General features: G+C 58.7%; 10 protein-coding genes. 9 read left to right on the forward strand and 1 reads right to left on the reverse strand.

Going from position 1 to position 14,983, the window contains the following annotated elements; genetic code table 11:
* Nucleotides 1-129: 129 nt before the first annotated feature.
* The 5 genes from C1N60_RS08430 to C1N60_RS08450 all read left to right on the forward strand — a co-directional run bounded on the left by C1N60_RS08430 (nt 130) and on the right by C1N60_RS08450 (nt 4,977).
* Nucleotides 130-1,116 (forward strand): D-cysteine desulfhydrase, encoded by a 987-nt coding sequence (locus C1N60_RS08430; RefSeq protein ID WP_394521641.1) that lies wholly within the window; start codon nt 130-132, stop codon nt 1,114-1,116.
* A gap of 148 nt (nt 1,117-1,264) precedes the next feature.
* Complete coding sequence (gene tcyJ, locus C1N60_RS08435) at nt 1,265-2,065, forward strand: cystine ABC transporter substrate-binding protein (RefSeq protein ID WP_021509903.1); 801 nt, start codon at nt 1,265-1,267, stop codon at nt 2,063-2,065.
* Nucleotides 2,065-2,733 carry a cystine ABC transporter permease gene (tcyL, locus tag C1N60_RS08440; protein WP_394521642.1) on the forward strand — a complete coding sequence of 223 codons (669 nt, stop codon included), beginning with the start codon at nt 2,065-2,067 and terminating at the stop codon, nt 2,731-2,733. Before tcyJ ends, tcyL begins: the two co-directional genes overlap by 1 nt.
* Complete coding sequence (gene tcyN / locus C1N60_RS08445; protein ID WP_021509905.1) at nt 2,730-3,482, forward strand: L-cystine ABC transporter ATP-binding protein TcyN; 753 nt, start codon at nt 2,730-2,732, stop codon at nt 3,480-3,482. Before tcyL ends, tcyN begins: the two co-directional genes overlap by 4 nt.
* Before the next feature lie 412 nt (nt 3,483-3,894).
* Nucleotides 3,895-4,977, forward strand: a complete 1,083-nt coding sequence (locus C1N60_RS08450; RefSeq protein WP_058774543.1) for an acyltransferase family protein — start codon at nt 3,895-3,897, stop codon at nt 4,975-4,977.
* Nucleotides 4,978-5,132: 155 nt separating this feature from the next.
* Here the strand turns inward: C1N60_RS08450 and putA are convergent, their stop codons facing one another.
* Entirely contained in the window at nt 5,133-9,077 is a 3,945-nt protein-coding gene (gene putA / locus C1N60_RS08455) for a trifunctional transcriptional regulator/proline dehydrogenase/L-glutamate gamma-semialdehyde dehydrogenase (protein WP_394521744.1), read from the reverse strand.
* Nucleotides 9,078-9,523: 446 nt separating this feature from the next.
* Between putA and putP the strand changes: the two genes are divergently transcribed.
* The 4 genes from putP (at nt 9,524) to efeB (ending at nt 14,551) form a co-directional block, all read left to right on the forward strand.
* A complete protein-coding gene (gene putP, locus C1N60_RS08460) occupies nt 9,524-11,008 on the forward strand; it encodes a sodium/proline symporter PutP (protein ID WP_058771173.1) in 1,485 nt (494 codons plus the stop codon).
* A gap of 256 nt (nt 11,009-11,264) precedes the next feature.
* Complete coding sequence (gene efeU, locus C1N60_RS08465; protein ID WP_394521643.1) at nt 11,265-12,098, forward strand: iron uptake transporter permease EfeU; 834 nt, start codon at nt 11,265-11,267, stop codon at nt 12,096-12,098.
* A 51-nt stretch (nt 12,099-12,149) separates the two neighbouring features.
* Nucleotides 12,150-13,268, forward strand: coding sequence for an iron uptake system protein EfeO (efeO, locus tag C1N60_RS08470; protein ID WP_136547029.1), 1,119 nt, complete (start codon nt 12,150-12,152; stop codon nt 13,266-13,268).
* 2 nt (nt 13,269-13,270) lie between these two features.
* Entirely contained in the window at nt 13,271-14,551 is a 1,281-nt protein-coding gene (gene efeB, locus C1N60_RS08475; RefSeq protein ID WP_394521644.1) for an iron uptake transporter deferrochelatase/peroxidase subunit, read from the forward strand.
* Nucleotides 14,552-14,983: the final 432 nt, after the last annotated feature.

Below are 14,983 nucleotides of genomic sequence, written 5' to 3' on the forward strand. Positions count from 1 at the left end.
GTGATTCAGCCCCGGTTACTGGTGAGCATGCCAGCAACCGGGGCGCGTCGCGATCAATTCCGGATGCGACTTTTCTCATCTTCTGCAACACTGTAGGGATAACTGCACATTGCCCGAATGGAGGCTGCATTGTCCTTACATCTTCTGCACCAGTTTCCCCGCCTTGAACTGCTTGGCGCACCGACGCCGTTAGAGCATTTGCCACGCCTGTCTGATTACCTCGGACGCGATATTTTTATTAAACGTGATGACGTCACGCCGGTGGCGCTGGGCGGTAACAAGCTGCGTAAACTGGAGTTTCTCGCTGCCGATGCGCTGCGTGAAGGCGCCGATGTGCTGCTGACCGCCGGTGCGATCCAGTCCAACCACGTGCGCCAGACGGCAGCCGTGGCGGCGCGTCTGGGCCTGAAATGCGTGGCGCTGCTGGAGAACCCGATTGGCACCGACGCCGCCAACTACCTGAGCAACGGCAACCGCCTGCTGCTGGACCTGATGGATGTCGAAGTCGTGATGGTTGATGCGCTGCACAATCCGCCGCAGCAGCTGGCAGAGCATGCAGAACGGCTGGAAGCGCAGGGCTTCCGGCCTTACATTGTGCCGGTGGGCGGCTCGAATGCGCTTGGCGCGCTCGGCTACGTCGAATGCGCGCAGGAGATTGCCCATCAAAGCGAAGGCGTGGTGGATTTCGCTGCGGTGGTAGTGGCGTCGGGCAGTGCCGGGACGCATGCCGGGCTGGCGATCGGTCTGGAACAGCTGCTGCCGAATAGCGAGCTGGTGGGCGTGACGGTGTCGCGCAAGGTCGAGGCGCAGCTGCCGGTGGTGGAGCGCATTCGCAGCGCGCTGGCACAGCAGCTGGAGCTGGAAGCGCGTGCGCCGGTAACCCTGTGGGATGACTATTTTGCGCCGCGCTACGGCGAACCCAATGACGAAGGCATGGAAGCGGTGCGCCTGCTGGCGCGGCTGGAGGGCATTATGCTCGACCCGGTCTACACCGGCAAAGCGATGGCGGGTCTGATCGATGGCATCAGCCAGAACCGTTTCCGCCGGGAAGGGCCGCTGCTGTTTGTGCATACCGGCGGCGCACCGGCGTTATTTGCTTATCATCCTTCGGTATGAGACAGCAGCAAAAAAAGGTTTATAATCCAGCGGTTATTACAAAGAGCACATGCCGGAGCGGCACCCTTTATTGCGAGATAAAGCGCCGCGCCCAAAATGAGCGTTAATTAACCATAAGCACACAACACATCACAATAATGGGGTAAACATGGCTTTCTCTCCGATTCGTCGCCAACTGGTGATGGGAATGATGGCGGTCGCACTGGTGGCGGGCGTGAACGTAAAAAGCTTTGCGGCAGAAGATTTGCTGGCGCAGGTCAAGAGCAAAGGTGAGCTGCGCGTTGGGCTGGAAGGCACCTATCCGCCGTTCAGCTTCCAGGATGAAAACGGCAAGCTGACCGGTTTTGAAGTCGAGTTTGCCCAGGAGCTGGCAAAACACCTCGGCGTGAAAGCGGATCTCAAACCGACCAAATGGGACGGTATGCTGGCCTCGCTGGATTCCAAACGTATCGATGTGGTGATCAACCAGGTGACCATCTCCGACGAGCGCAAGAAGAAGTATGACTTCTCCACGCCGTACACTATCTCCGGCGTGCAGGCGCTGACGCTGAAGAAAAATGCGGGCTCCATCACCAAACCGGAAGATCTGTCCGGCAAGAAAGTCGGCGTGGGTCTCGGTTCTAACTATGAGCAGTGGCTGCGCGACAACGTCAAAGGCGTCGATATCCGTACCTATGACGATGACCCGACCAAATATCAGGATCTGCGTTCAGGCCGCGTTGATGCCATTCTGGTTGACCGCTTAGCCGCGCTGGATCTGGTGAAGAAAACCGGCAATACCATGGCGGTGGCTGGCCCGGCGTTCTCCCGTCTGGAAGCGGGCGTGGCGCTGCGCAAAGGCAATGAATCGCTGCTGAAAGCGATTGATGGTGCCATTGCCGACATGCAGAAAGATGGCTCGCTGAGCAAGCTGTCTGAGAAGTGGTTCGGCGCGGACGTCACGAAATAATGCAGGAAAGTTTACAGCTGATGCTGGATTCAGCACCTTTTCTGCTGAAAGGCGCGCTGTTCACGCTGCAGCTGAGTATCGGCGGGATGTTCTTCGGCCTGATACTCGGCTTCGTGCTGGCGCTGATGCGCCTGTCACGCTTCTGGCCGGTTAACTGGCTGGCGCGTTTCTATGTGTCGATCTTTCGCGGCACGCCGCTGATTGCCCAGCTGTTTATGATCTACTACGGTCTGCCGCAGTTTGGCATTGAGCTCGACCCGATTCCGTCGGCGATGATTGGTTTGTCACTTAACACCGCGGCCTATGCCTCGGAATCGCTGCGTGGTGCGATTGCGGCTATTGAGCGCGGTCAGTGGGAAGCGGCCGCCAGTATCGGCATGACGCCGTGGCAGACGCTGCGTCGCGTTATTCTGCCGCAGGCGGCGCGTACCGCGCTGCCGCCGCTCGGTAACAGCTTTATCAGCCTGGTGAAAGATACTTCGCTGGCGGCCACCATTCAGGTGCCGGAGCTGTTCCGGCAGGCGCAGCTGATCACTTCGCGCACGCTGGAAGTGTTCACCATGTATCTGGCGGCTTCGCTGATTTACTGGGTGATGGCCACGGTGCTGTCGGCGCTGCAAAACCGGCTGGAAGCGCACGTCAATCGTCAGGATCGGGAGGCAAGATGAGTGCAATTGAAGTCCGTCAGCTGGTGAAACAGTTTCACGGCCAGACGGTGCTGCACGGTATCGACCTCGATGTCGCGCCCGGCGAAGTGGTAGCGATCATCGGTCCGAGCGGTTCGGGCAAAACCACGCTGCTGCGCAGTATTAATCTGCTGGAAGTGCCGGAAAGCGGCCAGGTCAAAGTCGGTGACATCAGCATCGACGCCAGCCTCGGCCTGCATAAGCAGAAGGATAAAGTGCGGCAACTGCGCCAGCAGGTCGGCTTTGTGTTCCAGAACTTCAATCTGTTCCCGCACCGTTCGGTGCTGGAGAACATCATTGAAGGGCCGGTGATCGTCAAAGGCGAAGCGAAGGCGGAAGCCATTGCGCGCGCACGCACGCTGCTGGAGAAGGTCGGTCTGCACGGTAAGGAAGAGAGTTTCCCGCGCCGGCTTTCCGGCGGTCAGCAGCAGCGCGTCGCAATTGCCCGGGCGCTGGCGATGCGTCCGCAGGTGATTCTGTTCGATGAGCCAACCTCGGCGCTGGATCCTGAACTGGTGGGCGAGGTGCTCAGCACCATCCGCGCGCTGGCGCAGGAGAAACGCACTATGGTGATCGTTACGCATGAGATGAGCTTCGCGCGTGACGTCGCCGATCGCGCCATCTTTATGGATCAGGGGCGTATTGTGGAGCAGGGCCCGGCTAAAGCGCTGTTCAGCAATCCGCAGCAGGCACGCACCCGGCAATTTCTCGACAAGTTTCTCAATCAATAATCTCTCCGGGCCGGTTCGCTGGCCCGAATTATTTCCCCGCTAGCAAAGTATTAAATACCGCGCTTACCTTTTTGACGCATTATTAAATTTATTTCCCGGCGATATAATTAATGCTGGTTTACTCCGCTGCGGAATGTTCTTAATTTCCGTGCGGCAATACGTGCGCGGCGTACCGTCAAATTACGCCATGAATGCTTAAATAACAGTCGTTCACGGGCGAAAAACCGGGCGGTCAATTTATCTCTGGTACTGTAAAGTATTGTTATATCAGGACCAGCGAAAAAGTTTTAGGAGTTTCGCTAGAGTCAGTCCCTGCTGCTTGTTGAATAATCGTTGAATAACCATAAAGGCTTCACTGCCTGATTCTTCATTCTTCTCCTTTAAGACCTACACCGCAGCAGGAGTCAAAAATATGAATAACGCCAGGAAAGAAGATATTGCATGGGTGAATACCCTGAAAGGGGTGTGCATATTGCTGGTGGTGCTGTATCACACCGTATTACCCGGCTTTGAAGGCACGGTTAAATATCTTAGCGCCGGCTGGATCCCGGCGGAAATATGGGTGCAGTTTAATACGGTGTTATCACCGCTGCGCATGCCCGCCTTTTTCTTCGTCTCCGGCCTGCTTGCCACCAACGGCATTCTCAACCGGCCGTGGAAACAGGTGTTTACCAGCCGCATTACCAATCTGTTCTATCTCTATGTGCTGTGGGGCTTTATTCAGTGGTGGTCGATTGTCGGCATTTCGACTGAAATCACCGGCCAGCGTATCTCGCAGAACCTCAACGCGGCTTACGCCGGTTCGCTGCTGGAGTTCCTTAAGCTGACCTTCCTGGCGATGAGCACCTCGTGGTACCTGTACGGTCTGGCGATCTACTTCCTGTGCGCCAAAATCTTCCGTCAGCACAAAGTGGCGCTGCTGGTGGCGGCGGTGGTGCTGAATTATCTGGCGGTGGAGAAGATCATTCCCTACTGGGGACCGCAGAGCGTGGCACAGTATTTCCTGTTCTTCCTGCTGGGCGCGTTCTGGAGCCCGCTGATGTTGCGCCTGAGTCAGCTGCGCCGCGAGAACCTTCTGCCGTGGGCCGCGCTGGCAGCGCTGTCCGGCCTGCACGTGATTTTTGGTCTCGATAAGAGCCTGTTCATGTGCATCATCGCGGTGCTGGTGAGCGTGGCGGCATGCCGCTGGCTCAACGCGCACTTCAGCATGCGTTACTTCAACTGGATTGGCCGCAACACGCTGCAGATCTACGTTATCCACCGCATTTTTATTGAGTTCTTCGGCATGTCGGCGATTCTGTTTGCGCAGCGCCATCATCTGTTTGAGCAGGCGTGGTTTGCGCTGCTGTGGGCGTGCTTCTATCCGCTGGCAATTGTCGGCATCTGTTCGCTGTGTTCGGTGGCGGTGTGGTCGCTGACCAACCGCGGGCTGGGGCAGTCGCTGTTTGTGTTCCCGACGCTGATTGGTTTGAAACGCAGTAAGTCGGTGGCGTGATGTTCGCTGGTAAGTTTTAAAGTGGTACAAAAACGAGGGCACGTTTCGTAGCAGCGCGATTCATCGCACAATGAATGGCGCCGCTACGGCTTTGTTGCAACTTGCGGTGTCCTTCACCGATCTCCATTACGCCATCCATGGCGATTCTGCTTTACTTAACCAATGGTCATCAGGCTGGCGTTGCCGCCGGCGGCCGCGGTATTGACGCTCAGCGAGCGCTCAATCAGCAGACGTTCCAGTAGCAGATTGGTCTCGCCGCGGGCAAAGCCCTGCACTGACACAATCGCGCCTTCGCGGGCGGCAATCTGTTCGCACAGGCTGCGCAGTTGATCGGCATCGCCGTGATAGATCACCGCATCAAACTCCGCCGCCAGCACATCTTTCGCCAGCGTGATGCGCGCCTGCACCGCGGCCGGCAGCGACTGGCGCAGCGTCCGGTGCAGCTCGTCATCCTGCCACAGTGCCTGGCTACCGACGCTGGTGACCGCCGCCAGCTGAATCAGCGCATCCTGCTGGTTATCTGCGATACACAGCACCCGATCGCGTGGCAGCAGCGTAAGGGTGTTGCGCTCACCGGTCGGGCCCGGCAGCAGTCGCACGGTCCCGGCCTGGCTCAGCGCATCGTAACGCTGACACAGCGCCAGCAGCTCCGGCTTATCCTGTGCCCAGCTCTGCAATGCCTGATGCGCGCTCAGCAGCGTGGTGCGCACGCTGCTGTCCACTGGCCGTTCGGCATCCTGACGATCAAAGGTGATGCGCAGAGCACCGTCCGGACGATGAGCCAGCAGGCGGTAAAGATAGAGCGGACCGCCGGCTTTCGGACCGGTGCCCGACAGGCCTTCGCCGCCGAACGGCTGTACGCCGACCACCGCGCCGACCATGTTACGGTTAACGTACAGGTTGCCGACTTTCGCCCCGGCCGTCACCTGCGCAATGGTTTCATCGATTCGGGTATGCACGCCGAGCGTCAGGCCATAGCCCGAGGCGTTGATCTGCTCAATCAGCTGCGGCAGGTTGTTGCGCGCAAAGCGCACCACGTGCAGCACCGGACCGAACACCTCTTTATCCAGATCGCTGACCTGGTCGAGCTCAATCAGCGTCGGTTTGATAAAGGTGCCGCTGTGCCACTCTTTGCTGTCCTGCGGATGCTCCTGCACCGCCTGATACACAGTAAAGCCTTTATTGCGCATCGCCTGGATATGGCGCTCGATGTTGGCTTTGGCTTCAGCGTCGATCACCGGACCGACGTCGGTCGACAGACGCTCCGGATTGCCCATGCGGCATTCGGCCATGGCACCACGCAGCATCTTCAGCGTGTGGTCAGCCACATCGCCCTGGATGCACAGCAGACGCAGCGCCGAGCAGCGCTGGCCGGCGCTGTCAAACGCGGACGCCACGATATCCACCACCACCTGTTCGGTGAGCGCTGAAGAGTCGACGATCATGGCGTTCATGCCGCCGGTTTCGGCGATCAGCGGCGTCGGACGACCCTGCGGATCGAGGCGGCCAGCGAGGTTGCGCTGCAGCAGGGTGGCGACCGCCGTTGAGCCGGTGAACATCACGCCGCGCACCCGCTCGTCGCCGGTCAGCTGAGCACCCACCGTTTCGCCCTGACCGGGCAGCAGTTGCAGCACGCCGGCCGGTACGCCGGCATCCAGCATGATCTGCACTGCCTGCGCGGCAATCAGCGGCGTCTGCTCGGCGGGTTTCGCCAGCACGCTGTTGCCAGCCGCCAGGGCGGCGGCAATCTGGCCGGTGAAGATCGCCAGCGGGAAGTTCCACGGGCTGATGCACACTACCGGACCGAGCGGGCGATGGGTTTCGTTATCGAAATCGTCACGCACCATGCCGGCGTAGTAGTAGAGGAAGTCTACCGCTTCGCGCACTTCGGCAATGGCGTTGTTGTAGGTTTTACCCGCCTCACGCACCAGCAAACCAATCAGCTGCTGCATCTGGTCTTCCATCGCCTGAGCAGCACGTTCGAGGATCGCGGCGCGCTCCTGCGGCGGCGTGGCGAACCAGATCGGTCCGGCATTCACCGCGGCATCCAGCGCACAGGAGACCTCTTCAGGGGTGGCTTCCCGCACACTGCCGACGATATCCGCCGGCGTGGCCGGGTTGATCACCGCGCGGCTGCTGCCGGTGCCCAGCTCGCCATCAATGATCGGCTGAGCCTGCCACGGCTGGCTGGCGCTGGAGAGCAGGGCGCTGGAGAGCGACGCCAGGCGGTGTTCGTTGGCCAGATCCAGACCGGCAGAGTTAACACGCTTGTCGCCATACAGATCGCGCGGCAGCGGGATCTTCGGATGCGGCAGACCAATTGCGCCTTCTGCGACACCCATTTTTTCCACTGCAGCCACCGGATCGGCCACCAGCTCGTCAATCGGCAGCGTGTTGTCAGCGATGCGGTTGACGAACGAGGTATTGGCGCCGTTTTCCAGCAGGCGACGCACCAGGTAGGCCAGCAGCGTTTCGTGGGTACCGACCGGCGCATAAATCCGGCACGGTCGGTTCAGCTTGCCATCGGCCACTTTGCCCACCACCTGCTCGTACAGCGGTTCGCCCATGCCGTGCAGGCACTGGAATTCGTACTGGCCAGGATAGTAGTTGTTGCCCGCCAGCTGGTAGATCGCCGCCAGCGTGTGGGCGTTGTGGGTGGCAAATTGCGGATAAATCAGGTTAGGCACCGCCAGCAGTTTACGCGCACAGGCGAGGTAGGAGATGTCGGTGTACACCTTGCGGGTGTAAACCGGATAGCCTTCAAGGCCTTCCATCTGCGCGCGTTTAATTTCGCTATCCCAGTAAGCGCCTTTCACCAGACGGATCATCAGACGACGGCGGCTGCGCTGCGCCAGATCCACCAGCGCATCAATCACAAACGGACAGCGCTTCTGATAAGCCTGAATCACGAAACCGATGCCGTTCCAGCCTTCCAGCTCCGGCTCAAAACAGAGTTTTTCCAGCAGATCGAGCGACAACTCCAGGCGATCGGCTTCTTCGGCATCGATGTTGATGCCGATGTCATACGAGCGCGCCAGCAGCGTCAGCGATTTCAGGATCGGATAAAGCTCTTCCATCACCCGCTCATACTGCGCGCGGCTGTAGCGCGGATGCAGCGCCGACAGCTTGATGGAAATGCCCGGACCTTCATAAATGCCGCGCCCGTTGGAGGCTTTACCAATGGCGTGGATCGCCTGCTGATAGGAGATCAGATAGGCTTTGGCATCGCTGGCGGTGAGTGCCGCTTCGCCCAGCATGTCATACGAGTAGCGGAAGCCTTTCTCTTCCAGTTTGCGCGCGTTAGCCAGCGCCTCGGCGATGGTTTCGCCGGTGACGAACTGTTCGCCCATCAGGCGCATCGCCATATCCACGCCTTTGCGGATCAGCGGTTCGCCGCTCTTGCCGATGATGCGGTTCAGCGATTTAGACAGGTTGGCTTCATTGTGCGTGGAGACCAGACGCCCGGTAAACAGCAGGCCCCAGGTGGCGGCGTTGACGAACATCGACGGGCTGCGGCCCAGGTGTGACTGCCAGTTGCCGTTGCTGATTTTATCGCGGATTAGCGCATCGCGGGTGGGCTTGTCAGGAATACGCAGCAGCGCTTCCGCCAGACACATCAGCGCTACGCCTTCCTGCGACGAGAGCGAGAACTCCTGCAGCAGGCTTTGCACCATGCCGGCGCGTCCGGTTGCCCCTTTTTGGTGCCGTAGCTTGTCCGCCAGGCTGTATGCCAGCTGGTGGGTTTTCTCTGCCAGCGGGGCAGGGAGACGCGCCTGCTCCAGCAGCATCGGCACCGCATCGGTCTCCGGACGACGCCACGCGGCGGTAATGGCCGAGCGGCTGACCGACTGCGGCAAAATGTGTTCGGCGAAGTCGAGGAAAGGCTGGAAGCTCTCTTCCGGCACGCGCTCATCGTCTACGGCATCATTCAGCTGCAGCGGGATCTCCGCCAGCGTTTCTCCCGCTTCCAGCTGGCCGAGATAGTTAAAAATTGCCTGCTTGATCAGCCAGTGCGGCGTGCGGTCAATCTTTTGCGCCGCCAGTTTAATGCGATCGCGGGTGGCTTCATCCAGCTTCACCCCCATGGTGGTGGTTCCCATGATTTCCTCGTCCTCAAAGTGTGAATCAACTTCAGCGTGGGCTGCACTATCACTCATGTTGCAACTTTGTGCAACCGTGTTAAATGTGACCTCGGTTGCACGTTTTTAACCGGCTTTTTTGTTAACGCAGCAAAAGCGGCACAGAACTTGCTGCAAGAATCTCGCCAGAGTTGCAACCCACCGCAACAGGACGCCTCCTGGCCGACATCAGGTGCAACTCAAAATGTGAACAGGCGCAACCTGTTAGCATGAAAAATGCAAAGTCAGGTGAAACCCAGGTAACAGCTGTGTTAAATGCATTGTGCGCGTCGCACCTTTGCGGCAGGATACCGCGCCTTATGAGAAATCGCTTTCTCTGGATGCGGTAAAGCCCTGACGTTATCCCGTTCCGGTAACGCAGGAAAAAAGATTTCTCTTAAGAGATCAAATAATAAGTGGAGAGACAGATGACAGTAAGTACACCGATGCTGGTGACATTTATCATTTACATCCTCGGGATGGTGTTGATTGGTTTTATCGCGTACCGCTCAACCAAAAACTTTGACGACTATATTCTGGGCGGTCGCAGCCTGGGCAGCGTGGTGACCGCGCTGTCGGCCGGGGCCTCGGACATGAGCGGCTGGCTGCTGATGGGACTGCCGGGCGCGATTTTTCTCTCCGGGATCTCTGAGAGCTGGATTGCCATCGGCCTGACGATTGGCGCGTGGCTGAACTGGAAAATTGTTGCGGGTCGCCTGCGCGTGCAGACCGAGCATCACAATAACGCTTTAACCCTGCCAGACTTTTTCACCAGCCGCTTCGAAGACCACAGCAAAATTCTGCGCGTCATCTCGGCACTGGTAATCCTGATCTTCTTCACCATTTACTGTGCCTCGGGCGTCGTGGCGGGTGCGCGCCTGTTTGAAAGCACTTTCGGCATGAGTTATGAAACCGCGCTGTGGGCTGGCGCGGCTGCAACCATTCTTTATACGCTGGTGGGTGGCTTCCTGGCGGTGAGCTGGACCGATACCGTACAGGCCAGCCTGATGATTTTTGCCCTGATTCTGACGCCGGTGATTGTGATTATCGCCGTCGGTGGCCTGGATGATTCGCTGGCAGTGATTGAAGCGAAAAGCCTGGAAAACCTCGATATGCTGAAGGGCCTGAACTTCGTGGCGGTGATTTCACTGCTCGGCTGGGGCCTTGGCTACTTCGGCCAGCCGCATATTCTGGCGCGCTTCATGGCCGCAGACTCGCACCGTTCTATTCGCACCGCGCGCCGCATCGGCATGGCCTGGATGATCCTGTGTCTGGCCGGTGCTGTTGCGGTGGGCTTCTTCGGTATCGCCTATTTCCAGAACCATCCGGAGCAGGCGGCGGGCGTAAGCGAAAACGGCGAGCGCGTGTTTATCGAGCTGGCGCGCATTCTGTTCAACCCGTGGATCGCCGGTATTCTGCTGTCGGCCATTCTGGCGGCGGTGATGTCGACCCTGAGCTGTCAGTTGCTGGTGTGCTCGAGCGCGCTGACTGAGGATCTGTATAAAGGGTTTCTGCGTAAAAATGCCAGCCAGAAAGAGCTGGTGTGGGTTGGCCGTTTAATGGTGCTGGTGATTGCGCTGGTGGCAATTGCGCTGGCCTCCAACCCGGAGAACCGCGTGCTGGGGCTGGTGAGCTACGCCTGGGCAGGCTTTGGTGCCGCATTCGGTCCGGTGGTGCTGTTCGGCGTGTGCTGGAAGCGTATGACGCGCAACGGCGCGCTGGCCGGCATGATTATCGGGGCCGCTACGGTGCTGATCTGGAAGCAGTACGCCTGGCTCAACCTGTATGAAATCATCCCGGGCTTCCTGTTTGCCAGCATCGCGATTGTCGTGGTGAGCCTGGCTGGCCGCGAACCGTCGGCTGAAGCGCAGCAGCGTTTCGATGCCGCCGAAGCGGAATACAACACCAAATAACGGTGATGGTCTGAGTAAAGCGGGGAGCGCGAGTGCCATGCTCCCCGCACTGTCAGTGTCACGTCCTCTGCGCGCGATTTATCGCCTAATCTGTCACCCCGCCCTGACTTTCCCGCATCGCTACCTGGTCCGCAAAAGCAAAATTAATTTCGCGCGGTGACTTGTATTTTCATCCGCGATAATGATAATCGATATCGTTCGCACTTTACGTATTTTTACCTTAGGTTTACCCTCCTTAACATTCAAGAGGTTGGTGATGTTCGTTCCCTTTCTCATTATGCTGCGCGAAGGTCTCGAGGCAGCGCTCATCGTCAGCCTGATTGCCAGCTATCTCAAACGCACCCAGCGCAGCCAGTGGTTCCCCGCGATGTGGGCCGGCGTGTTTATTGCTGCGGCGCTGTGCCTCGCGCTCGGTATTTTCATCAACGAAACCACCGGTGAATTCCCGCAGAAACAACAGGAGCTGTTCGAGGGCATCGTGGCGGTGATTGCCGTGGTGATCCTCACCTCAATGGTGTTCTGGATGCGCAAGGTGTCGCGCAATATCAAAGCCACGCTGGAAAAATCCGTCGATCAGGCGCTGCAGAAGCCGGGCGGCAGCGGGTTGCCGCTGGTGCTGATGGTGTTCCTCGCCGTGGCGCGTGAAGGGCTGGAGTCGGTGTTCTTTCTGCTGGCGGCCTTCACCCAGGATGTCGGCTATGCGCCACCAATAGGCGCGGTGCTGGGTCTGGTGACCGCCATCGTGCTGGGCATGCTGATTTACTACGGCGGCGTGCGGCTTAACATGGCGCACTTCTTCCGCTGGACCAGCCTGTTCATCCTGCTGGTGGCGGCCGGACTGGCGGCGGGGGCGATCCGCGCCTTCCACGAGGCGGGACTGTGGAACCACTTCCAGGCGACCGCGTTTGACTTCAGCAACACGCTCTCTACCCATTCGATCTTTGGCACGCTGCTGGAAGGCATTCTGGGTTATCAGGAAGCGCCGAGCGTCAGCGAAGTCGCGGTATGGCTGATTTATCTGATCCCGGCGCTGCTGCTGTTTTTCTTCCCGGCGCGTCCGGCACCCAGCGCCGCACGGTCGGTGCGCTAAATTTTCGCAGGCGCGCGTGCGCCTGTACCTTCATGTAACAGGGATATGACTATGACGATTCGCTTCCGCCGTAAGGCGCTGTTGCTCTCCATGCTGGCGCTGTCCGGTGCCGCTTCTGCCGCTGCCGTACCGCAGGTCACGGTGACGGTCACTGACAAGCAGTGCGAGCCGATGTCGCTCAACGTGCAGGCCGGTAAAACCCAGTTCATCATCAAAAACAATAGCCAGAAAGCGCTGGAGTGGGAAATCCTTAAAGGCGTGATGGTGGTGGAAGAGCGCGAAAACATCGCGCCCGGCTTCAGCCAGAAGCTCACCGCCAACCTGGAAGCGGGTGAATATGACATGACCTGCGGCCTGCTCACCAATCCGAAAGGCAAACTGGTGGTCAGCGGTGACAGCCAAACCGCCAGCAGCGGCAAGCCGGACGTGCTGCAGCTGGTCGGGCCGATTGCCGATTACAAAGTCTACGTGATGGGCGAGGTGAGCGCGCTGGTGGCCGGCACCAAAGCCTTTACCGACGCGGTCAAAGCCGGTGACGTGGAAAAAGCCAAAGCGCTGTATGCGCCGACGCGCGTGCACTACGAGCGCATCGAGCCGATTGCCGAACTGTTCTCTGACCTCGACGGCAGTATTGACGCGCGTGAAGATGACTTCGAGAAAAAAGCGGAAGATCCGAAATTTACCGGCTTCCACCGGCTGGAAAAACTACTGTTCGCCGACAACACCACCAAAGGCGCGGACGCGTTCGCTGACCAGCTGTATAAGGATGTGCAGGATCTGCAAACCCGCGTCAGCGAGCTGGCCTTCCCGCCGGCGAAAGTGGTCGGTGGCGCGGCAGGCCTGATTGAAGAGGTAGCGTCCAGCAAAATCTCCGGTGAGGAAGATCGCTACAGCCGTACCGATCTGTCCGATTTTCAGGCCAACATCGACGGCGCACAGAAAATCGTTGATCTGCTGCGTCCTCTGCTGCAAAAAGCCAATCCGCAGCTGCTGGCGAAAGTGGACGCGAACTTTAAGAAGGTGGATGGCATTCTCAGCAAATACCGCACCAAAGACGGTTTTGCCTCCTATGAAAAGCTGACCACCAGCGACCGTAATGCGCTGAAAGGGCCCATCACCACGCTGGCGGAAGATCTCTCCCTGCTGCGCGGCACTTTAGGTCTTGATTAATCATGAGTAAAAAAAATGACGCGGCGCAACCGTCGCGTCGTCGTCTGTTACAGGGATTAGGCATGCTGGGTGGCGCGGCGGCACTGGGCGGCGGCTGTCCGTTCCATGCCGCCAGCGCGGCAGAGAGTTTCTCACCTGGCACGGTTGCACCCGACGCGCGCCAGCAGGCGCAACCGTTTTACGGCGCTCATCAGGCCGGCATCCTGACGCCGCAGCAGGCATCTATGATGCTGGTGGCGTTTGATGTGCTGGCCAGTGATAAAGCCGAACTGGAACGCCTGATGCGGCTGCTGACGCAGCGCTTTGCCTTTCTCACCCACGGCGGACCGGCGCCTGCGGTGCCCAATCCGCAGCTGCCGCCGCTCGACTCCGGCATCCTGGGGGCGGACATTGCGCCCGATAACCTGACCCTGACGCTGTCGGTGGGGCATTCACTGTTCGACGAGCGCTTCGGGCTGGCCGCGCATAAACCCAGCCAGCTGCAGACGATGACTCGCTTTCCCAACGATTCGCTCGACGCCGCCCAGTGTCATGGCGACCTGCTGATTCAGATCTGCGCCAATACCCAGGATACGGTGATTCACGCGCTGCGCGATATCATCAAGCACACGCCGGATCTGCTGGCGGTGCGCTGGCGGCGCGACGGCTTCATCGCCGATCACGCTGCACGCAGCAAAGGGCGCGAAACGCCGATCAACCTGCTGGGTTTCAAAGATGGCACCGCCAATCCGGATACCCACAATGCGCAGTTGATGGACCAGCTGCTGTGGGTGACACCGGAACAGCAGGAACCGGCGTGGACGCTCGGCGGCAGCTATCAGGCGGTGCGCATCATCCGTTTTCACGTTGAAATGTGGGACCGCACGCCGCTGGGCGAGCAGCAAACCATTTTTGGTCGTGAGAAGTTGTCTGGCGCGCCGCTGGGAATGCAGCATGAGCACGACGTGCCGGATTACGCCCGCGATCCGGACGGCGAGATCATCGCGCTGGATGCGCATATCCGGCTCGCCAATCCGCGCACGCCGCAAACCGACAGCAGCCTGATGCTGCGGCGCGGCTACAGCTATTCCTCGGGGATTACCGGGGCAGGGCAGCTGGATATGGGGCTGCTGTTCGTCTGTTATCAGCACGATTTAAGCAAAGGCTTTATTACCGTGCAGAAACGGCTGAATGGCGAAGCGCTGGAAGAATATATTCGTCCCATCGGCGGCGGATACTTTTTTGTTTTGCCCGGTGTGGCGGACAAAAATCATTATCTGGGGCAGCCGTTGCTCGAAGCCTGATTAATTAATATACAGCGCTTGTCCGCCGTTCGCGGTGCCAGGCGCTGCTGTTAAGCCCGCCTTAAATTTCTCCTGTCTCGCTGTGATGTCCGAATTTTCTGAAACAGTTTGTTAAGTGCCGAATTACCTATCTTACTGAATATTATTATTAATTTAATTTAAGCGCACCGGGATAAGGCAGCGGCACGCGGGTTTTCTTTGCCGTAAAGTAAAAATAGTGTTGCAAATCGGCGGAAATATGATGAACTTTAGTCATAGCGTCGTCAGTTGTGTGGCTAAGTCCACTGGAGTTCGCGCATGGCCCGGTCCTTATACGGACAGTTAAATACACTTCAGCTAGCGCAGTACGCTGCGGGGGATTGCCTCCCGCGTGAGAATCCTCTTCACTTTTCTTTTATCACCTTCGAATTCTTTTCCGATGTTTACCGGTGC

The sequence above is a fragment of the Pantoea sp. SGAir0184 genome (assembly GCF_043544755.1).